Source organism: Streptomyces sp. ICC4 (assembly GCF_003287915.1).
GTDB lineage: Bacteria > Actinomycetota > Actinomycetes > Streptomycetales > Streptomycetaceae > Streptomyces > Streptomyces tritrimontium.
In genome coordinates this window covers 6921416-6941370 of sequence record NZ_CP030286.1, presented here as the reverse complement: position 1 = coordinate 6941370, position 19955 = coordinate 6921416, and the positions used below count along the sequence as shown (strand labels likewise).

The 19955-nt window shown below is 73.3% G+C and carries 19 protein-coding genes; 17 read left to right on the top strand and 2 right to left on the bottom strand.

All coding sequences use genetic code 11. From position 1 onward, the window contains the following. The first annotated feature begins 92 nt into the window (after positions 1-92). The 17 genes from DRB89_RS32545 (at position 93) to DRB89_RS45155 (ending at position 18262) form a co-directional block, all read left to right on the top strand. Positions 93-1058, top strand: coding sequence for a hypothetical protein (locus tag DRB89_RS32545; protein WP_239516442.1), 966 nt, complete (start codon positions 93-95; stop codon positions 1056-1058). Further along, the gene (locus DRB89_RS32540) at positions 1055-2362 is read left to right on the top strand and encodes an ATPase, T2SS/T4P/T4SS family (protein WP_112450517.1); all 1308 of its coding nucleotides are present in this window, start codon (positions 1055-1057) and stop codon (positions 2360-2362) included. The genes DRB89_RS32545 and DRB89_RS32540 overlap by 4 nt, the downstream gene beginning before the upstream one ends. A 7-nt stretch (positions 2363-2369) precedes the next feature. Further along, complete coding sequence (locus DRB89_RS32535) at positions 2370-3311, top strand: type II secretion system F family protein (protein WP_112450516.1); 942 nt, start codon at positions 2370-2372, stop codon at positions 3309-3311. Continuing rightward, a complete protein-coding gene (locus DRB89_RS32530) occupies positions 3308-4240 on the top strand; it encodes a type II secretion system F family protein (protein WP_162688815.1) in 933 nt (310 codons plus the stop codon). The genes DRB89_RS32535 and DRB89_RS32530 overlap by 4 nt, the downstream gene beginning before the upstream one ends. 62 nt (positions 4241-4302) lie before the next feature. Continuing rightward, complete coding sequence (locus DRB89_RS32525) at positions 4303-4566, top strand: hypothetical protein (protein WP_112450515.1); 264 nt, start codon at positions 4303-4305, stop codon at positions 4564-4566. A 29-nt stretch (positions 4567-4595) separates the two neighbouring features. Continuing rightward, positions 4596-5042, top strand: coding sequence for a TadE family protein (locus DRB89_RS32520; RefSeq protein WP_112453695.1), 447 nt, complete (start codon positions 4596-4598; stop codon positions 5040-5042). Positions 5043-5055: 13 nt separating this feature from the next. Then, the gene (locus DRB89_RS32515) at positions 5056-5496 is read left to right on the top strand and encodes a TadE/TadG family type IV pilus assembly protein (protein ID WP_275432083.1); all 441 of its coding nucleotides are present in this window, start codon (positions 5056-5058) and stop codon (positions 5494-5496) included. Continuing rightward, the gene (locus DRB89_RS32510; RefSeq protein ID WP_239516441.1) at positions 5493-5969 is read left to right on the top strand and encodes a pilus assembly protein TadG-related protein; all 477 of its coding nucleotides are present in this window, start codon (positions 5493-5495) and stop codon (positions 5967-5969) included. The genes DRB89_RS32515 and DRB89_RS32510 overlap by 4 nt, the downstream gene beginning before the upstream one ends. A gap of 47 nt (positions 5970-6016) precedes the next feature. Next, positions 6017-9073 carry a BTAD domain-containing putative transcriptional regulator gene (locus DRB89_RS32505; RefSeq protein ID WP_112450513.1) on the top strand — a complete coding sequence of 1019 codons (3057 nt, stop codon included), beginning with the start codon at positions 6017-6019 and terminating at the stop codon, positions 9071-9073. 445 nt (positions 9074-9518) lie between these two features. After that, positions 9519-10205, top strand: a complete 687-nt coding sequence (locus DRB89_RS32500) for a response regulator (RefSeq protein ID WP_112451795.1) — start codon at positions 9519-9521, stop codon at positions 10203-10205. A 193-nt stretch (positions 10206-10398) separates the two neighbouring features. After that, positions 10399-13242, top strand: a complete 2844-nt coding sequence (locus DRB89_RS32495; protein WP_112454006.1) for a DNA translocase FtsK — start codon at positions 10399-10401, stop codon at positions 13240-13242. A 213-nt stretch (positions 13243-13455) separates the two neighbouring features. After that, positions 13456-14352 (top strand): helix-turn-helix domain-containing protein, encoded by an 897-nt coding sequence (locus DRB89_RS32490; protein ID WP_112451796.1) that lies wholly within the window; start codon positions 13456-13458, stop codon positions 14350-14352. Between the two features lie 114 nt (positions 14353-14466). Then, on the top strand, positions 14467-15960 hold the full coding sequence (rimO, locus tag DRB89_RS32485; protein ID WP_112451797.1) for a 30S ribosomal protein S12 methylthiotransferase RimO: 1494 nt from the start codon (positions 14467-14469) through the stop codon (positions 15958-15960). Then, positions 15957-16613: a CDP-diacylglycerol--glycerol-3-phosphate 3-phosphatidyltransferase gene (gene pgsA / locus DRB89_RS32480; RefSeq protein ID WP_112451798.1), complete on the top strand. Its 657-nt coding sequence runs from the start codon at positions 15957-15959 to the stop codon at positions 16611-16613. The genes rimO and pgsA overlap by 4 nt, the downstream gene beginning before the upstream one ends. A 68-nt stretch (positions 16614-16681) precedes the next feature. Next, positions 16682-17221: a CinA family protein gene (locus tag DRB89_RS32475; protein WP_239516440.1), complete on the top strand. Its 540-nt coding sequence runs from the start codon at positions 16682-16684 to the stop codon at positions 17219-17221. Between the two features lie 109 nt (positions 17222-17330). Then, positions 17331-17711, top strand: a complete 381-nt coding sequence (locus DRB89_RS32470) for a helix-turn-helix transcriptional regulator (RefSeq protein ID WP_112451800.1) — start codon at positions 17331-17333, stop codon at positions 17709-17711. Positions 17712-17899: 188 nt separating this feature from the next. Next, positions 17900-18262 carry a hypothetical protein gene (locus tag DRB89_RS45155; RefSeq protein WP_112454008.1) on the top strand — a complete coding sequence of 121 codons (363 nt, stop codon included), beginning with the start codon at positions 17900-17902 and terminating at the stop codon, positions 18260-18262. Here DRB89_RS45155 and DRB89_RS32460 read toward each other — a convergent pair. Next, positions 18210-18977 (bottom strand): SDR family NAD(P)-dependent oxidoreductase, encoded by a 768-nt coding sequence (locus DRB89_RS32460; protein WP_112451801.1) that lies wholly within the window; start codon positions 18975-18977, stop codon positions 18210-18212. The two genes, DRB89_RS45155 and DRB89_RS32460, sit on opposite strands and share 53 nt — an antisense overlap. A gap of 36 nt (positions 18978-19013) precedes the next feature. Beyond that, positions 19014-19880 (bottom strand): DNA-formamidopyrimidine glycosylase family protein, encoded by an 867-nt coding sequence (locus DRB89_RS32455; RefSeq protein ID WP_112451802.1) that lies wholly within the window; start codon positions 19878-19880, stop codon positions 19014-19016. Positions 19881-19955: the final 75 nt, after the last annotated feature.

Below are 19955 nucleotides of genomic sequence, written 5' to 3'. Positions count from 1 at the left end.
GGCCAACGGGTCACGGGCCGCGGAAGCCGCCGGCCGGCCGTCGGCGGCCACCGGCCGGCAAGCACAGGCAAGCACAGGAAAGCAGAAGCCACATGGCGCTCATCGCCCTCGCCGCGGACAAGGGATCACCCGGCGTCACCACCGCGGCCGTCGCCCTCTCGGCGGTCTGGCCGCGGCGTGCGCTCCTCGCCGAGACCGACCCGGCCGGCGGCGACCTCGTCTACCGCAGCCCCGCCGCCCACGGCGGCCCGCTCGACCCCAACACCGGCATGCTGTCCATCGCCGCGACCGCCCGCCGGGGCCTGGCCCCCGACCAGCTGTGGGACCACGCGCAGGCCATGTCCGGCGGCCTCGAGGTGCTGGTCGGGCTGGGCTCCTCAGAGCAGGCCGCAGGCCTCGTAGGGCAATGGCCGCTGCTGGGGCGGGCCTTCGCCGCGCTCGCCGAGTCCCCGCACGCGCCCGCCGACGTCATCGCCGACTGCGGGCGCATCTCCGGGGACGGCCCGGCGGTGGAGCTGTTCGCCCAGGCCTCCCTGGTGCTGCTGGTCGCCCGTACGGCGCCCGAGTCCATCGCCCGCGTGCGCGACAGGGCGCTCGCCCTCTCCGCGCGCCTGCACGGCGGCGGACCGGGGCGCGGCACCGCGCAGCTCGGGACCCCGCTGCTGGGGGTGCTGCTGGTGGCCGACCCCAAGGACTCCGCGAAGATCGGCAACCAGGTCAACGAGATGCTGCTCGCCTCCCGGTCCGGCGCCCGGGTGCTCGGCACCCTGGCGTACGACCCGGTGGGCTCCGAGCAGTTGGCCGGGCGCCGCCGCGGCCGGCTGGACAAGTCCCTGCTGATCCGGTCCGCCCGGCAGGTGGCCCAGGACATCAACCAGCAGTACGGGGCCGCGTGGGCCGTTCCGGGCCCCGGCGCCGGCCCCGGCACCGGCCACGGCACGGGCATGGGCATGGGCCCCGGCCACGGCACGGGCATGGGCACGGGCGCCGCGTCCGGCCTCGTACCCGGCCCCGCAGGCCCCGGCGGCCCCGACGCCGCCCCGGGCGGGGCGCGATGAGCGTCGTCGACCACCAGCTCGTCAAGCGGTTCCGCCAGGAGGCCGGCGACCGCATCGCCGAGCAGCGCCGCGTGGACCAGCTGTCCGGGCTGATGCAGATGTCCGGCGAGGACGAGCGCCAGTACGCCCGCGCCGTCATCGCCCAGATACTCGAAGAGCACGCCCGCGCCGAGATCAACCTCGGCCGCACCCCCTTCGACGCCGAGACCGAGGAGCAGTTCGCGGCGGCCGTGCACGCCGCGCTCTTCGGAGTGGGCCGCCTGCAGCCGCTGCTCGACGACCCCGAGGTCGAGAACATCGACATCAACGGCTGCGACCAGGTCTTCGTCGGCTACGCCAACGGCAACGAGCTCCGCGCCGACCCGGTCGCCGAGACCGACGAGGAGCTCATCGAGCTCATCCAGGTCCTCGGCGCCTACTCCGGCCTCTCCTCGCGCCCCTTCGACTCGGCGAACCCGCAGCTCGACCTGCGGCTGCCCGACGGCTCGCGCCTCTCGGCGGTCATGGACGTCACCCGCCGCCCCTCGCTCTCCATCCGCCGCGCCCGCATGGGCAAGGTCTTCATCTCGGACCTGGTGGGCAACGGCACGCTCACCCCCGAGCTCGCGCACTTCCTGTCCTGCGCCGTCCGCGCCCGCAAGAACCTGATGATCGCGGGCGCGACCAACGCCGGAAAGACGACGCTGCTGCGCGCCCTCGCCAACGAGATCCCGCCGACCGAGCGCCTGATCACCGTGGAGCGCGCGCTGGAGCTGGGCCTGGACCAGTTCGCCGAACTCCACCCCAACGTCGTGGCGTTCGAGGAACGGCTGCCCAACTCCGAGGGCCAGGGCGCCATCATGATGTCCGAGCTGGTGCGCCGCTCGCTGCGCATGAACCCCTCCCGGGTCATCGTCGGCGAGGTCCTCGGCGACGAGATCGTCACCATGCTCAACGCCATGTCGCAGGGCAACGACGGCTCGCTCTCCACGATCCACGCCAACAGCTCCAGCGAGGTCTTCAGCCGCATCTCCACCTACGCGCTGCAGGCCGCCGAACGGCTCCCGATCGAGGCGAGCCAGATGCTGGTGGCCGGCGCCATCAACTTCGTGGTGTTCGTCGAGCGCCGCAACGAGTTCCACGGCGGCGGCCGGCTGCGCCGCGTGGTCACCTCCGTGCGCGAGGTCAACGGCGTCGACGGCCGGGTGCTCTCCAGCGAGGTGTTCGCGGAGACCTCCGACGGCCGGGTCGTCCCGCACGCGGCGATCTCCTGCATCGAGGAACTGATCCCCTACGGCTACCGCCCCAGCGGATCCTGGGGGTGAGGCGGACATGAACGGCATCTCCTCCATGGGCGGGCTCTTCTCGCTGCCCGTGCTGTACGCGCTCCTGAGCGGCCTGGGAATCGGCGGCGGGCTCGCGCTGCTCGTCGTCGCCGTCCGCGGCCTGCCACCCAAGCCCGCGCACGAGAAGGCGGATTCGCGCGAGCGCCTCGCGGAGCTGGCCCGGTTCGCCGGCCGCCGCGGCTCGCTCGCGGCCGGCGTCGGCATCGCCGTGCTGCTGGTGACCCGCTGGGCGGTGGCCGGCGTGGCCGCCGGCGTGCTCGTCTTCTTCTGGGACCGCCTCTTCGGCGGAGCCGCGGAGGAGCGCTCCGCGATGCGCCGGGTCGAGGCGCTCGCCGCCTGGACCGAGTCGCTGCGCGACACCATCGCCGGGGCCGTCGGCCTGGAGCAGGCCATCCCCGCCTCGGCGCGCGCCGCCGCGCCCGCGCTGCGGCCCCACCTCGAAGCGCTCGTCGACCGGCTGCGCTCCCGTACGCCGCTGCCCGACGCGTTGCAGACGCTCGCCGACGAGATCGACGACGCGTCCGCCGACATCATCGTCGCCGCGCTGATCCTCAACGCGCGCCTGCGCGGCCCCGGCCTGCGCCAGGTGCTCGGCGCGCTCGCCAAGTCGGCCCGCGAGGAGGTCGACATGCGCCAGCGCGTGATGGCCCAGCGCTCCAGCACCCGGCGCAGCGTCCAGATCGTCATCAGCGTCAGCGTGGCCTTCGTCGTCGGCCTGTCCGTCTTCAACCGGGAGTTCGTCGAGCCGTACGGCACCCTCGTCGGCCAGATGGTCCTCGCGTGCGTGTGCGGGCTCTTCGCCCTGGGCTTCTGGTGGCTGCGCAAGCTGGCCACCATCGAGACGCCCGAGCGCTTCCTGGTCCGTGACCACACGGAGGTCCGCTTCGCGCGGCCGCCGAGCCCGAGCGAGGAGGTCGTACCGCAGTGAACCTCACCCTGCCCGTCGTCGTCGGAGCCGTCCTCGGCCTCGGCATCTACGCCCTCGTACGGGCCCTCATGCCGTCCCGGCGGGGCGCGGTCGCGACCGTGGCCCGGATCGACGAGATGCGGGCGCGCGGGGCGGCGTACTCGACGCTCCCGCGCTCCACCACCGCCGAGGACCCGGGCCGGCTGGACTCCTTCCGGGCCCGCGTCGGCCTGCGGATCGCCGACTTCTACCGCCAGCAGGGCTGGGAGCAGCGCTCCCTGCGCGCCGACCTGGCCGTGCTGGAGCGCAGCTGGGAGAGCTTCCTGGCGACGAAGATCCTGCTCGCCGCGGCCGGACTCATCTTCGGCCCGTTCCTCTTCGTGATCGTCGCGACCATCGGGTTCGGCAGCGGACCGGTCGTGCCGCTCTGGCTGGCGCTGGCCTGCGCCGCCCTCTTCTTCTTCCTTCCCGACCTGGAGGTCCGGCGGGACGCCGCGGACAAGCGCCGCGACCTGCGCCGGGTCATCGGGGCCTACCTCGACCTCGTCGCCATGAACCTGGCCGGCGGCCGGGGCCTCCCGGAGGCCCTGATGGCCGCCGCCGAGGTCAGCGACGGCTGGGCGCTGCGCCGGATCCGCAACACCCTGCACGACGCCCGGATCACCGGCACCAGCCACTGGCAGGCGCTCGGCACCCTGGGCGAGGAGCTGGGGGTGGAGGAGCTGAAGGACCTGGCGGGCGCGCTCGCGCTCGTCGCGGAGGACGGCGCGAAGGTACGGGAGTCCCTGGCCTCCCGCGCCGAGACGATGCGGCACCGCGAGATGGCCGAGATCGAGGGCAGCGCCGGTGAGAAGTCGCAGTCGATGCTCGTCGCGCAGCTGCTGCTGTGCGCCGGGTTCCTGGTGTTCCTGATCTTCCCGGCCGGCATGCGCGTCTTCCAGTTCGGCTGACCCTTCCCGGCGAACCGCCGGCCCCTGTGCAACGTACCGATTCCCGAGAGGACTTCTCCACCATGAAAAACGGATTCAGCTTCAGCCATCCCGCCCTCGACGCGGTTGCCGCCTTCGTCCGCGACCGCGGGCGGCGCGCGCGCGACCGCGGGGCCTCGGCCGTCGAGTGGGTGATCATCTCGGCGGTGGTCGTGGCGATCGTGGGCGTGGTCGCGGCCGTCATCGGCGGCGCGCTCGACGGCGGTGCCAAGAAGGTGAGCGACTGCATCGCGGGCGCCAACCAGTCCGGCACCTGCGCGGGTGGCGGCGGCGGCGGCAAGCCGTAACCCCCACGCGTCCCTACGCCGTGTTCCGCATCGCAGACCGACTGCGCACCGCAGTACGCCGCCGGGTGGAGGCCGCCTCCGCCCGGGGCGACTCCGGCATGACCGCGATCGAGTTCGTGTTCCTGACGCCCTTCCTGTTCTTCATGATCTTCATGACGGTCCAGTTCGCCCTGTACTTCTTCGCGGACCACGTGGCCCAGGCGGCCGCGCAGGCCGGCGCGCGCAAGGCGCGGGCCTCGGCGGACGCCAACCCGGACGGCTGGCAGCAGAAGGCGAGGGACACCGTCGACAGCTACATCCAGCAACTGGGGCCGCAGCTGGTGGTCTCGCCGCGGGTGACGGTCACCCGGCCCGACGCGAACACCGTGAGCGTCGAGATCACCGCCAAGGTGCCCGCCGTCATCCCCGGCTTCTCCATGGCCGTCCACGCGCAGTCGAGCGGGCCGGTCGAGCGCTTCGTACCGGAAGGCGGGTGACGCTCCGGTGATCATCAGACGGATCCGGCAGCGGGTCGCGGAAGCGGGTGTGGGCGCGGGCGCGGGCGACCGGGGGATCTCCACCATCGAGATGGTCATCCTCGCCCCCGTCGCCTTCCTCTTCATCCTCGTGCTCGTCGCCTTCGGCCAGCTCGTGGAGGGCCGGGGCGCGGTCGACGGCGCCGCGCGCGACGCCGCGCGAGCCGGCTCCATCCAGAAGGACCAGGAGACCGCCATGTCCGAGGCGGTCAAGGCGGCCGAGGCCGATCTCAGCGACGTGTGCGCGGGCCCGGTGACGGTGCGCAAGACCAGCACGGGTTTCGTTGCGGGCGGGTTCTTCACCGTCGAGGTCAGCTGCCAGATCCGCGGGCTCGCCATGCTCGGGCTCGACGTCCCGAAGGTGGTCACCGGCCGCTCGACCTCGCCCCTCGACCGCTACCGGAGGGCCGCGTGAGACCTGTTGCGAAACTTCGCGCCCGGTTCCGGGCCGCCGGCCGCGCCCGCCTGCGGATCCGTGACGACCGGGGGTCCGGCGCCGCCGCGATGATCATGTTCAGCGTGCTCTTCCTGGCCCTGGCCGCCTTCGTGATCGACGGCGGCATGGCGATCTCCCAGCGCGAGCGCGCGGCGGACATCGCCGAACAGGCCGCCCGGTACGCCGCCCAGGACATCGACGTCGGCGCGCTGTACAACGGCTCCGGCGGCGCCCCGATCAACTTCGCCAACTGCGGTGACCGGGTAGAGGAATTCGCCGAGGAAGTGGGTATGACCGGACCGGACGTCGCGGCGTCGCGCTGCGTGTCGGCCGACGCCCAGCGCGTCGAAGTCGAGATCCAGCTCACCTACCAGCCGGTGCTCACCGGCATGTTCTTCAGCGGACCGGTCACGGTGCGCGGCCGAGCGGCCGCCGAGTCCATGACCGGATAGCCCGCGCCCGCCCCCGTACCGTCCAGCCCACCCCACAGGAAGCCGCCATGGCACGCACCAGTAACCGTACGAACTCCGCTCCGCGACCGCGGCGGTCCTTCGGCGACTTCGTCAAGGCGTTCCTCGCGTTCGTCGCGCTGGCGTTCCTCGTGGTCGGCGTGCCGGCGGCGCTGGCGACGTTCCTCGGCTGGCCGCTGCCCGACGAGCTGCCCTCGGTGGACTTCTTCCAGCAGCAGATCACCGTCCAGACCTTCCTCAGCGTGCTCGGGGTCGTCTGCTGGCTGGCCTGGGCGCAGTTCACCGCGTGCGTCCTGGTCGAGGTCAAGGCCGCCGTGTCCGGGGTGGGCATGCCGACCCGGGTGCCCGGCGCCGGCGGCAGCCAGGCGCTCGCCCGCCAGTTGGTCGCCGCGCTGCTGCTGGTGACGGCGAGCGCGGCGAGCTTCGCCCCCGGCCTCGCCAACCTCGGCCAGTCGCCCGCCGACCAGCACCGGCCCGCGGTGGCCGCCTCCGCCCAGCAGCTGCCCGGGCAGGCGCAGTCGCAGACGGTGCGCGAGGCGGTCGAGCAGCAGGCGGCCGCGCAGGCGAAGGCCGCCGCCGAGCACGCGGCGGAGGCGGAGGGCAGCACGAAGTTCTACCGGATCCAGCCGCCGCAGGGCCGCCACCACGACTCCCTGTGGGAGATAGCGGAACGCCATCTGGGCGACGGGCGCCGCTACTCGGAGATCTACGACCTGAACAAGAACCGGGTGCAGCCCGACGGCGAGAAGCTCTCCAAGGCCAGCCTGATCCGGCCCGGCTGGATCATGGAGATGCCCGCGGACGCCTTCGGCGGGGACCTCGTCGAGACCCCGGCCGCCGTGCAGGAGACGGAGCGCGGTGCCTTCGCCGGCAGCGCCGCGGGCTCCGGCAACGCGGACATCGCCGACTACGCCAAGAGCGGCGGCAGCGGCGCGCACGCGCAGGGCGGCCAGGCCAAGCCCGGCGGAAAGCACGCGGGCAAGCCCGCCGCGGGGTCCGTGGACACCGACACCACGCAGATCGTCATCCCGCGCGACTGGTCCACGGCCGTGCCGTCCCGGGCGACCCCCGCCGCGCCCGCCACGTCCCAAACCCCTGCCACCGCCACCGCCGTCACCGCGGCCGACGGGCAGGGCTTCTCCTTCGGCCTGCCCGAGGCCCTCCTCGGCTCCCCGCTGCTCGCCGCCGGGCTGCTCGCCGCACTCGGCCGCAGGCGCCGCGCCGCCCTGTGGCAGGCCGCGACGCGCTCCGGCTCCGGCGGCGCCGGGGGCGCCGGAAACACCCCGCTGGTCCCCACCGGAGACGCCGCCGACGTCCACGACGCCCTGCTCGTCGGCGCCGACCCCGAGGCGGTACGCCGCCTCGACCGCGCCCTGCGCGGCCTGTCGGAGTCCCTCGCCGCGGCCTCCCGCCCGCTGCCGACCGTGTACGCGGCCTGGCTGACCGGCACCGCGATCCACCTCCAGCTCGCCCAGCCCTACGGGACCCCGCCCGCGCCCTGGACCCACGGCCAGGACCCGACGTTCTGGCAGCTCGAGGCGGGCGCCGACGACCACGCGGACGGCGGGAGCGGAGGCGGACGCGACAGCGCCGGCGACACCGCGGCCCCCTACCCCGGCCTGGTCAGCCTCGGCACCCTGGGCGATTCCCGGCTGCTGCTCAACCTGGAATCGGTCCCGGGCATCGTCTCCCTGAGCGGCGCGCGGGCCGACCGCGACGCCGTGATGGCCTCCGTCGCCGCCGAGCTCGCCACCAACGGCTGGTCGGACCGCATGACGATCACCCTGGTCGGCTTCGGCGAGGAGCTGCTCCCACTGGCCCCGTCCCGGCTGCGCCACCTCGCCGACATCGACGACATGTTCCAGGCCATGGAGGCCGAGACCCGCCAGCGCGCCGGCGCCCTGGGCGTCGCCGGGCACGACTCGGTCCTGACCGGCCGCACCGGGCACATCCAGAACACCCGCTGGGCCCCGCACCTGGTCCTGATGGCCGCCGAGCCCACCGAGGAGGAGCTCGACCGGCTCGCCGGACTCGCCTCCGGCGCGGGCCGGCTCGGCATCGGCTACTTCGTCGCCGCCGGGGCGAAGGACGTCCCCGGCGCGGCCTGGGAGATGGAGATCACCGGGGACGGGCGGCTGCTCGCCCCGCTGCTCGGCCTCGACCTGGAGGCGCAGCAGCTGCCCGCCGACCAGCGCGCGGCCGTGGTCCGGCTGTTCAACGAGGCCGACCCCGGCTCCGACCCCGCCGCAGCCTCGGGCGGCGCCCAGGCCCGCGGCGCGCAGCCGTTCCTCATCGACATCACGGAGGCCGGGCGCCCCGCCGTGTACGCCCGCCTCGTGGGCCCGTACGAGCTCATCGGCCTCGACACCCCCGACGGGGACCGCAGCGCCCTCCTCCACGAGGCCCTGGCCCTGCTCCTGCTCCACCGCGAAGGCGTCAACCCCCGGGTGCTCGCCGCCGCGCTGTGGCCGCGCGGAGCCACCGACGACGTGCGCGACGCACTGGTCGAGCGGCTGCGCGACTGGCTCGGCACCGACCCGGACGGCACCGCGCGCCTGGGCTCCGACGCCGCCGGCCGGCTCACCCTGGCCCGCTCCGTCGTCTCCGACCTGGACGTGCTGCGCTCCCTGCACCACGAGGCGGCGTCCGGCCGCGGCGCGGGGGACACCGCCGTGCGCGAGCGCCTGCTCACCGACGCGCTCGGTCTCGTACGGGGCCCCCTGCTCCAGGACCGGCCCGCCGGGCGCTACCAGTGGCTCGGCCACGAGATCATCGAGGCGCAGCTGCCGCTGCTCGTCGCCGACGTCGCCCTCGCACTGTCCGGGCACCACATGGGCCTGGACCGGCCCGAGCCGGCCATCGAGGCGCTCACCGTCGCCGTGTCCTCCGCGCCGGAGGACGAGCGGCTCTGGCACGGGCTGCTGCGCGCGACCCACGCCACCGGCGACGAGGCCCGGCTCTCGGAGCTCGTGGCCCGGCTCGCGGACCGGGGCAGCGCGCACGGGCGCGGGCTCGCACCGCGCACCGAGGCGCTGATCGACGAGCTGCTGCCCGCCTGGCGGCGCGGCGGCGCCGCGGCGGGCTGAGCCGGTGGACTCCCTGGGCATCACCGCGCTCGTCGCCGGGGTCGCCTCCTGGGGCACGGCCACGGGCCTGGTCCTGCCCCGCGCCGCCTACCGGCTCGCGGTCCCCCCGGACACCCCCTGGCGCGGGGCCTGCCCGGCCGGGCATCCACTGACCGGCCCGGCCCGCGGCTGGCTGGGCCGCGGGGTGTGCCCCCGCTGCGCGGCCGAAGCCTCCACCACCGCCGGCGGGGAGGGACTCCCGAGGGAACCTTCTGCCCTCCCACCACGTTTCCGCTTCGTGCACAGTGACATCTTGGTGACAGGGTGTGGCGATCTCGGGACTGGGGCTACGATGACCGGCACAAGGACGGACGGCGCAAGGATGCCATCCTCTGGGGCGGGGCCCGGCACACAGGCCGGTGCCAGGAGCCGGGGAGGCCCCATGCCGGGGCGAGGAGGACAGGGCATGGTGCAGAAGGCCAAGATCCTCCTGGTCGACGACCGGCCGGAGAATCTGCTCGCGCTGGAGGCCATCCTCTCGGCGCTCGATCAGACACTGGTCCGGGCGTCGTCGGGGGAGGAAGCGCTCAAGGCGCTGCTGACGGACGATTTCGCGGTCATTCTGCTGGACGTGCAGATGCCGGGCATGGACGGCTTCGAGACGGCCGCGCACATCAAGCGGCGGGAGCGGACCCGGGACATCCCGATCATCTTCCTCACCGCGATCAACCACGGTCCGCACCACACCTTCCGCGGGTACGCGGCGGGCGCGGTGGACTACATCTCCAAGCCCTTCGACCCGTGGGTGCTGCGGGCCAAGGTGTCCGTCTTCGTGGAGCTGTACACGAAGAACTGCCAACTGCGCGAGCAGGCGGCGCTGCTGCGGCTCCAGTTGGAGGGCGGCAGTTCCAACGGCGCCTCGGACGGCTCCAAGGAGACGGCGGGCCTGCTGGCCGAGCTCTCGGCGCGGCTCGCCGCGGTGGAGGAGCAGGCGGAGGCGCTGACCAAGCAGCTCGGCGAGGAAGCGGCCGATCCGGCCGTGGTGGCGACCGCGGCGCACCTGGAGCGCAAGCTCACCGGACTGCGCCGGGCGCTCGACGCGCTGGAGCCCGGGACCGGGGGAGCGTCCCCGGTGCTGCCCGCGCAGGGCTGAGGCTCCTCGGGGCCCGCCGACGGACCTGCCAGTGGTCCTGCCGGAGGGCCTGCTTGGCGGTCCGTCAGGTCTGGCGGAGCGTCAAGGGCGGGCCCGGGCGCGGGACGTTCCCGGCGGCGTCCGGGAACGACACGAACGGGTGAAGGGGTGGGCACGCGTGTCCACCGGGGCGCGCACCGGTAACCTCGGGCCCATGGCCTCAAGTACGTCCGGCAAGGGTTCCCAGAGCACGGCGGGCACCGCGAAGGGCCGCACCGGCCGTACGACGGCGCCGGCGAAGAAGGCTGCCCCCGCCCGCAAGCCGCCCGCGAAGAAAGCCGCTCCCGCCAAACGTGCCCCGGTCAAGAAGGCCGCGTCGAAGCCGGCGCCGTCTCCCACCGGGGGCGTGCTGCGGCTGGTGGGCGCCATCTGGCTCGGCATCGCGCACGCCGTCGGCGCGGTGTTCCGGGGTGTCGGCCGGGGCGCGAAGAACCTGGACCCCGCCCACCGCAAGGACGGCCTCGCGCTGCTGCTCCTCGCGCTCGCGCTGATCGTCGCCGCCGGGACCTGGTCGAATCTGAGCGGGCCCGTCGGGGACCTGGTCACCATGCTGGTCACGGGCGCCTTCGGGCGGCTCGACCTGCTCGTGCCCGTCCTGCTCGGCGTCATGGCGGTACGTTTCATCCGCCACCCCGAACAGGCCGACGCCAACGGCCGGATCGGCATCGGGCTCTCCGCGCTCGTCATCGGAGTCCTGGGCCTCGTGCACATCGCCTGCGGAGCCCCCGGGCGGGACGAGGGCACCACCGCCATGCAGAACGCGGGCGGGCTGATCGGCTGGGGCGCTTCGAAGCCGCTGATCTTCACCATGGGCGCGCCGCTGGCCGTGCCGATGCTGGTGCTGCTCACGGTCTTCGGCCTGCTGGTGGTCACCGCCACTCCCGTCAACGCGATCCCGCAGCGGCTGCGCGGCGCGGGGATCCGGCTGGGGATCATCGCGCCGAACGAGTACGACGAGGGGTACGGGGAGCAGGCCGAGGGCACGGACCGGCACGACGCCGAGCAGTGGCGGGCCCGTTCCGGCGAGGGCCTGCCCGAAGGGTCCCCGGACGCGGCCGAGGAGGAGGCGCTCGCCCGGCGGCGCCGTCCCCGGCGGTCGGCCGCCCGGCCGGCCATGGACCGCGAGATGGACGCGGTCGACGTGGCGGCGGCGGCCGCGGCGGCGCTGGACGGGGTGGTCTACGGCGGGATGCCGCCCTCCCCGCTGGTCGCGGACCTCACGCACGGCATCTCCGTGGAGAGCGAGGGCGTGGAGATCACCGCTCCGGTGCCGTCCGCCCGCGAGGAGAAGCGGGACGACAAGCGGGCCGGCGAGCGGGACGGCGAGCGGGACGACAAGCGGGCCGGCGAGCGGGCCGGGACGGGCGCCGAGGCGGGTGCGGGCAAGCCCGGCGCGGCCGCGGCCCCGCCGCACGACACCACGGCGGCGGCCTCCGGGACGCTGTCCGTCCCCGACCTGACCAAGGCCCCGCCCGAGACCCAGGCGCTGCCGCCCCGCGCCGAGCAGCTCCAGCTGCGCGGGGACATCACGTACTCCCTGCCCTCGCTGGACCTGCTGGAGCGAGGGGGGCCCGGCAAGACCCGCAGCGCCGCGAACGACGCGGTGGTCGCCTCGCTGTCGAACGTGTTCATGGAGTTCAAGGTCGACGCGAAGGTCACCGGCTTCACCCGGGGTCCGACGGTCACCCGCTACGAGGTCGAGCTGGGGCCGGCGGTGAAGGTGGAGCGGATCACGGCGCTGGCGAAGAACATCGCCTACGCCGTGGCCTCGCCGGACGTGCGCATCATCAGCCCGATCCCGGGCAAGTCGGCGGTCGGCATCGAGATCCCGAACACCGACCGCGAGATGGTCAACCTCGGGGACGTGCTCCGGCTGGCGGACGCGGCCGAGGACGACCATCCGATGCTGGTGGCGCTCGGCAAGGACGTCGAGGGCGGCTACGTCATGGCCAACCTGGCGAAGATGCCGCACGTGCTGGTCGCCGGGGCCACCGGCTCCGGCAAGTCCTCCTGCATCAACTGCCTGATCACCTCGGTGATGGTGCGGGCGACCCCGGACGACGTCCGGATGGTGCTGGTCGACCCCAAGCGGGTGGAGCTGACGGCGTACGAGGGCATTCCGCACCTGATCACGCCGATCATCACCAACCCCAAGCGGGCCGCCGAGGCGCTCCAGTGGGTCGTGCGCGAGATGGACCTGCGCTACGACGACCTGGCGGCGTTCGGGTACCGGCACATCGACGACTTCAACAAGGCGATCCGCGACGGCAAGATCAAACTGCCGCCGGGCAGCGAGCGGGAGCTCAGCCCGTATCCGTACCTGCTGGTGATCGTCGACGAGCTCGCCGACCTGATGATGGTGGCCCCGCGCGACGTGGAGGACTCGATCGTCCGTATCACCCAGCTGGCCCGCGCGGCCGGCATCCACCTGGTGCTCGCCACGCAGCGGCCCTCGGTGGACGTGGTGACCGGTCTGATCAAGGCGAACGTGCCCTCGCGGCTCGCCTTCGCCACCTCCTCCCTCGCCGACAGCCGGGTCATCCTCGACCAGCCGGGCGCCGAGAAGCTGATCGGCAAGGGCGACGGGCTGTTCCTGCCGATGGGCGCGAACAAGCCGGTCCGCCTCCAGGGCGCCTTCGTCACCGAGGACGAGATCGCCCGGATCGTGCAGCACTGCAAGGACCAGATGGCGCCCGTCTTCCGCAACGACGTCACGGTCGGGCAGAAGCAGAGGAAGGAGATCGACGAGGAGATCGGCGACGACCTGGACCTGCTGTGCCAGGCGGCGGAGCTGGTCGTCTCGACGCAGTTCGGGTCCACCTCGATGCTCCAGCGCAAGCTGCGGGTCGGGTTCGCGAAGGCCGGGCGGCTGATGGACCTGATGGAGTCGCGGGGGATCGTCGGGCCGAGCGAGGGGTCGAAGGCGCGCGACGTGCTGCTGAAGGCCGACGAGCTGGACGGAGTGCTCGCGGTCATCCGGGGGGAGACTCCCGAGTAGGGGCGGGCCGTGGAACGGATCGGGGGGCGGCCGTTTCTCCCGGGGCCGCGTCCAGTTGAGGGAGGTGGCGGCGCGTTCCGGGCCGCCGCACCGGGCGGGAGCCCCGTAGCCATTCGTATGGCGTAGGAAGGCCCCCCTCCGGTTGCCCCACCCTTTCGTCACCCCCCTAGACTGGGAATCCAGCAGGTGGCTACACGCTCGAAAGGCGCCCTCGTGTCCATCGGCAACTCCAACTCCCCCGAAGAAGAGCAGCCTTCGACCGACGACCGGTCCGAGGACCGCATCGTCGAGCGTTCCGTCGAAGAGCCGTCGATCGGGACGGCCCTCAAGAAGGCCCGGATCGCCGCCGGGCTGACCGTCGACGAGGTCAGTTCCACCACCCGCGTGCGCATTCCGATCGTGCACGCGATCGAATCCGACGATTTCACGCGCTGCGGCGGCGATGTCTATGCCCGCGGCCACATCCGTACGCTCGCCCGCGCCGTGGGCCTCGATCCGGCACCCCTGATCGAGAGCTACGACGCGGCCCACGGCGGCCGGCCGGCACCCACCCCCGCCGCGCCGATGTTCGAAGCCGAGCGGATCCGCCCCGAGAGGCAGCGGCCCAACTGGACCGCCGCCATGGTCGCCGCCATCGTCGCCGTGATCGGCTTCGTCGGCTTCAGCGCCTTCGGTGGCGGCGACGACAAGGACAAGCGGCCGGTGGCGGAAGGTTCCGCCGCCCCGAAGCCCGCGCCCACGCCGAATGCCGGGAAGCCCTCGGTCCAGGCGCCGCAGGCACCTCAGGCCCCCAAGCCGGAGCCCTCCGACAGCGCCATCGCGGCCGCGCCCAAGGACCTCGTCACGGTCGTCCTGACGGCCAACGACGGCGAGAGCTGGATCTCGGCCAAGGACCACAGCGGCCGGCTCCTCTTCGACGGCACGCTCGCGCAGGGCGAGTCGAAGACGTTCACGGACAAGGAGTCCATCGACCTCGTACTCGGTGACGCCGGGGTCGTGAAGCTCTTCGTGAACGGCAAGGAGATCAAGGACGAATTCCAGCCCGGACAGGTGGAACGTCTCACATACACCAAGGACGACCCCCGCCAGGGACAGGCCCAGGCGGGCTGACCAGCAAGGAATAAGAAGTTCCGGATCCCCGGGGTGCCGCGCCGCACCCCGGGGATCTTGTCGTACCGGGACGGGAGGCGGGGGCCGGTGCCGGGACGAAGTAGTCTTGAGTCCATGCCCGAACGCCGTACCGTCGCCCTTGTCACTCTTGGCTGCGCCCGTAACGAGGTGGACTCGGAGGAGCTCGCAGGCCGCTTGGCGGCGGATGGCTGGGAGCTCGTCGAGGACGCCGCCGACGCGGACGTAGCCGTCGTCAACACCTGCGGCTTTGTCGAAGCCGCCAAGAAGGACTCCGTAGACGCCCTGCTGGAGGCCAACGATCTCAAGGATCACGGCCGCACGCAGGCCGTCGTAGCCGTCGGCTGTATGGCCGAGCGCTACGGCAAGGAACTCGCCGAAGCGCTCCCCGAAGCCGACGGTGTCCTCGGATTCGACGACTACGCCGACATCTCGGACCGCCTCCAGACCATTCTCAACGGCGGCATCCACGCCTCCCACACCCCGCGCGACCGGCGCAAGCTGCTGCCGATCAGCCCGGCGGAGCGCCAGGACGCCGCGGTGGCCCTCCCGGGTCACGCGCAGGAGCCCGAGGCGGCCCCCGCGGACCTCCCCGAGGGGCTCGCGCCGGCCTCCGGGCCTCGCGCACCGCTGCGCCGCCGCCTGGACAAGAGCCCGGTCGCCTCGGTCAAGCTCGCCTCCGGCTGCGACCGGCGCTGCTCCTTCTGCGCCATCCCGTCCTTCCGCGGCTCCTTCATCTCCCGCCGCCCCAGCGACGTGCTGGGCGAGACGCGCTGGCTCGCGGAGCAGGGCGTCAAGGAGATCATGCTGGTCTCCGAGAACAACACCTCGTACGGCAAGGACCTGGGCGACATCCGCCTGCTGGAGACCCTGCTGCCCGAGCTGGCCGAGGTGGACGGCATCGAGCGCGTCCGCGTCAGCTACCTCCAGCCCGCCGAGATGCGGCCCGGCCTGATCGACGTGCTGACCTCGACCCCCAAGGTCGTCCCGTACTTCGACCTCTCCTTCCAGCACTCGGCCCCCGACGTGCTGCGCGCCATGCGCCGCTTCGGTGACACCGACCGGTTCCTGGAGCTGCTGGACACCATCCGCTCCAAGGCCCCGACGGCCGGCGTCCGGTCCAACTTCATCGTCGGCTTCCCCGGCGAGAAGGAATCGGACTTCGCCGAGCTGGAGCGTTTCCTCACCCACGCGCGGCTCGACGCCATCGGCGTCTTCGGCTACTCCGACGAGGACGGCACCGAGGCCGTCACGTACGAGAACAAGCTGGACGCCGACACCATCGCGGAGCGCCTGGCCCACATGCAGCGCCTCGCCGAGGAGCTCACCTCGCAGCGCGCGGAGGAGCGGATCGGCGAGACCCTGGAGGTGCTCGTCGAGACGGTCGTCCCGATCGACGAGGCGGAGGACGGCGAGGGAGCCTACGGGCGCGCCGCCCACCAGGCCCCCGAGACCGACGGCCAGGTCGTCTTCACCGACGGCGCCGGGCTGGTCCCGGGGCGCATCGTCACGGCGAAGGTGGTCGGAACCCTGGGCGTGGACCTCGTGGCCGAGCCCCTGGGCGTGGATCTTGAGGAGGCGGCCGGATGACCGGAGCCCCGGCATCTGCGGCGGGCGGGACCGGCCGCCGGCCCGCGCCCGGCGCGAAGCTGGGCGCTGCCGCGGTCAATCAGGCCAGCCTGTGGAACATCGCGAACATCCTGACGATGATCCGGCTGGTCCTGGTGCCGGGATTCGTGATGCTGCTGCTCGCCGACGGGGGATACGACCCCGTCTGGCGGGCGCTGGCGTGGGCGGCGTTCGCCGTCGCCATGATCACCGACATCTTCGACGGACATCTGGCCCGTACGTACAACCTGGTCACGGATTTCGGGAAGATCGCCGACCCCATCGCCGACAAGGCGATCATGGGGTCGGCTCTGGTGTGTCTGTCGTGGCTCGGTGATCTGCCCTGGTGGGTGACCGGCGTGATCCTCGGCCGGGAACTCGGGATCACGCTCATGCGTTTCTGGGTCATCAGGTACGGAGTGATCCCCGCGAGCCGGGGCGGCAAGCTGAAGACCCTGACCCAGGGCGTGGCGGTGGGCATGTACGTGCTCGCACTGACCGGGCCGCTGGCGACCCTGCGGTTCTGGGTGATGGCGGCCGCCGTCGTCCTGACCGTCGTCACCGGTTTGGATTACATCCGGCAGGCGGTCGTCCTGCGGCGCAAGGGCCTGGCAGCGGAGCGTGCCGCGAAGTGAGCCGCGGGAGTCCGGCACGTGGCGCTGTTGCGCAAGAGGCGGGTGATTCTTCGGTGACTGGGGATGCGGTGCGGAATGCCGTGTCGGCCGACGGGGACACCGGGGCGGTCGCGGCAGATGTGCTGCGGCTCCTCGCGCAGAGTAACGGAACGGTCGCTGTGGCGGAGTCGCTGACCGGCGGCATGGTGGCCGCCGAGCTCACGGCCGTCCCCGGGGCCTCCCGCTCCTTCCGCGGCTCGGTCACGGCCTACGCGACCGAGCTCAAGCACCGGGTGCTGGGCGTGGACGCGGAGCTGCTGGCGGCCGAAGGCGCGGTGAACGCGCAGGTCGCGCAGGAGATGGCGGCCGGAGTGCGGCGCGTGCTGGACGCTTCGTGGGGCATCGCGACCACCGGAGTGGCCGGTCCGGACGCGCAGGACGGCCAGCCGGTGGGCACCGTTTTCGTCGCCGTGGAGGGTCCCGGGAGCAGGAAAACGGCCCGGCTGAGGTTGAAAGGCTCCCGCGCGGAAATCCGTAGGGAGAGTGCACGGACAGTGCTCGAGCTGCTCGCGAGCGAACTCCGCGAGAATCTGCGGGGGCAGGATACGGAACAGGACGGGGGGATTTGATGTTTGCAGCCCTGAGTGAACACGACATCGCTCCCCGCACGGCCGCCGCGCGAGGCGGTACGGTGGGGCGTGAAGGTTACGGCTACACGGTCAGAGGAGGGAGCCACCGATGATTCTGCTCCGTCGCCTGCTGGGTGACGTGCTGCGTCGGCAGCGCCAGCGCCAGGGCCGTACTCTGCGCGAAGTCTCCTCGTCCGCCCGGGTTTCGCTCGGCTATCTCTCCGAGGTGGAGCGGGGGCAGAAGGAGGCATCTTCCGAGCTGCTCTCCGCGATCTGCGACGCGCTTGACGTACGGATGTCAGAGCTGATGCGTGAAGTCAGCGACGAGCTGTCGCTCGCCGAGCTGGCACAGTCGGCCGCGGCAAGCGAACCGGTGTCCGCACCGGTCCGCCCGATGCTCAATTCGGTATCCGTGGCCTCGGTCACGGGTGGCCCGGAACGGGTGACCATCAAGGCGCCCGTGGAAGCGGTGAATGTCGTAGCCGCCTGACGCGCTCTCGAGCGAGCTGGGCGCGTGGTGGTCACGCCGCGAGCGTGAGTTTTTCGGCCGGAGCCCCGGCCGGTGCCTGAAGGCACCGGCCGGGGCTCCGGGCCGTTCTGGGTGCGGGGTCGCGAGGGGTGCGGGAGGATGGGCCCGTCCGGGTCCCCGGCCCCTGGGAGGTGACCGTGCGGCGGTTGCTGCGCATACCCGCCGGCCTGGCCCTCGCGCTCGCGGTGGGCGTCCTGTGGTGGTGGGCCGTGCTGCGCCTGGTGCTGGCGCCGGCCGATGCGGGGCCCGTGGAGGGTGCGGTCGCCGTCGGTGGATGGGGACTGGGGCTGCTGCCCGTGCACTGCGTGCCGAAGCCCGTACGCCGCCGTCGCGGGGCGGGGCGGCGCGGGGCCGGTGGCGAGGGCGGCGGTAGCGGTGGTGGCGGCGGCGTGGAGTGGGCCGCCGGGTCGGTGGGCGCCGGAGCCGCGGCTGCCGGGGAGGAGCCTTCCCGGGAGGCGGCTACCAGGGCATCGAGACTCCACCGTTCGGACGAAGGATCTGGCCCGTCATGAAGGACGAGGCGTCCGAGGCGAGGTAGAGCACCGCTCGGGCGACGTCCTCGGGCTCGCCGACGCGGCGCAGCGGGGACATCCGCGTCATCATCGCCTCCGTCTGCTCCTGGACCTCGGCTCCGTGGCGCCCGGTCATCGGGGTGCGGATCCAGCCGGGCGCGACGGCGTTGACGCGGATGCCGTGCGGTCCGGCCTCGGTGGCCAGGGTCTTGGTCAGCTGGACCACGGCGGCCTTGGCGGCGCTGTAGCAGAGCAGGCCGGGCTGGGCGGCGTCCACGGCGCCGGAGGCCATCGTGATGATCGACCCGGGACGGCCGGCCGCGATCATGGAGCGGGCCGCCTCCTGGCAGGTGCGCAGGACGCCCTTGAAGTTGATGTCGAAGACCCGGTCGAGGTCCTCGTCGGTCGTGTCCAGGACGCTGCTGCTGTGCATGATCCCGGCGATCGCGGCGGTGATGTCGAGCGGGCCGGACCGGGCCACCGCGGCCCTGACGGCGGCGCGGTCGGTCACGTCGAGGAGGTGGACCTCCGCCCGTCCGCCCGTCTTGGCGATCAGCTCGGAGGTCTCCCGCAGGCCCTGGGCGTCGCGGTCCGCGCAGTGCACGGCGGCTCCGGCCTCGGCGAGGAGTACGGCGGTGGCGCGGCCTATGCCGCTGGCGGCGCCGGTGACGAGGGCGGTGCGGCCGGTGAGGTCGTACGCAGTGGGTGTGGGCATGCGGGGACGGTACGACCGGATCTGACGGAGCGTCAACTACGGGGTCGGGCCGGATTGGCACCGGGGGCACCAGTACGTGGGGCGGCCGTCCTGCGCGGCCTCGCGGACCGGGGTGCCGCAGCGCGGGCAGGGGCGGTGGGCGCGGCCGTAGACGAAGAGCTCCTGACCGGGGCGGCGGCTGCCGGTGGTGTTGCGGCGGCGGTCCTTGTTCGCGTCGAGGAGCCGGTGCGCGGCGGCGGCGATCCGGGGGAGCGTGGCCGGCGGGATGTCGCCGACGGGGGTCCAGGGGGTGAGCCCGGCGAGGAAGCAGAGCTCGGCCTTGTAGATGTTGCCGATGCCGGCCAGGTTGCGCTGATCGAGGAGGGCCTCGCCGAGGGGCCGGCCGGGGGCGGCGAGGAGGTTCGCCGCGGCGGCCTCCGCGTCCCAGTCGGGGCCGAGGAGATCGGGTCCGAGGTGGCCGACGGCGAGGTGTTCCTCGGCGGTGCGGATCAGTTCGACGACGGGGAGGCGGTAGCCGACGACGGTGTGGTCGGCGGTGGCGAGGATGACGCGGATCTCGTGGGCGGGGCCGGCGGGGCGCGTCGGGCGCGTCGGGCGGCCGGCCGCGGGGCCGGCCGGGCCGGTGGCCGCGGCCGGGAAGACGCGCCATGCGCCGTCCATGCGGAGGTGGGTGTGCAGGGTGAGGGGGGTGTCGGGTTCGCGGGTCGGGGCGTCGGGCCCGGCGGCCGGGCCGAGCCGGATGAGGAGGTGCTTTCCGCGGGGGACGACATCGAGGGTGGTGCGGCCGGTGAGGTCGGCGGTGGCGAAGCGCGGGACACGCAGGTCGGAGCGGGTGAGCACCCGGCCCGCGAGGGCCTCGCGGAGCCGGGCCGCGGCGCGGTAGACGCTGTCGCCTTCGGGCATGGCGCCATTGTCCCGCGGTGGCGGCGCGGTGCGGGCACCTCCGCCCTGACCGGGCCCTGTCTCTCATACACATCC

Coding starts and splice junctions, on each gene's coding strand:
- DRB89_RS32525 (WP_112450515.1), top strand. CDS start 4,303: ATGAAAAACGGATTCAGCTTCAGCCATCCCGCCCTCGACGCGGTTGCC.
- DRB89_RS32495 (WP_112454006.1), top strand. CDS start 10,399: ATGGCCTCAAGTACGTCCGGCAAGGGTTCCCAGAGCACGGCGGGCACC.
- DRB89_RS32470 (WP_112451800.1), top strand. CDS start 17,331: ATGATTCTGCTCCGTCGCCTGCTGGGTGACGTGCTGCGTCGGCAGCGC.
- DRB89_RS32460 (WP_112451801.1), bottom strand. CDS start 18,977: ATGCCCACACCCACTGCGTACGACCTCACCGGCCGCACCGCCCTCGTC.
- rimO (WP_112451797.1), top strand. CDS start 14,467: ATGCCCGAACGCCGTACCGTCGCCCTTGTCACTCTTGGCTGCGCCCGT.
- DRB89_RS32545 (WP_239516442.1), top strand. CDS start 93: ATGGCGCTCATCGCCCTCGCCGCGGACAAGGGATCACCCGGCGTCACC.
- pgsA (WP_112451798.1), top strand. CDS start 15,957: ATGACCGGAGCCCCGGCATCTGCGGCGGGCGGGACCGGCCGCCGGCCC.
- DRB89_RS32500 (WP_112451795.1), top strand. CDS start 9,519: ATGGTGCAGAAGGCCAAGATCCTCCTGGTCGACGACCGGCCGGAGAAT.
- DRB89_RS32505 (WP_112450513.1), top strand. CDS start 6,017: ATGGCACGCACCAGTAACCGTACGAACTCCGCTCCGCGACCGCGGCGG.
- DRB89_RS32535 (WP_112450516.1), top strand. CDS start 2,370: ATGAACGGCATCTCCTCCATGGGCGGGCTCTTCTCGCTGCCCGTGCTG.
- DRB89_RS32540 (WP_112450517.1), top strand. CDS start 1,055: ATGAGCGTCGTCGACCACCAGCTCGTCAAGCGGTTCCGCCAGGAGGCC.
- DRB89_RS32455 (WP_112451802.1), bottom strand. CDS start 19,880: ATGCCCGAAGGCGACAGCGTCTACCGCGCCGCGGCCCGGCTCCGCGAG.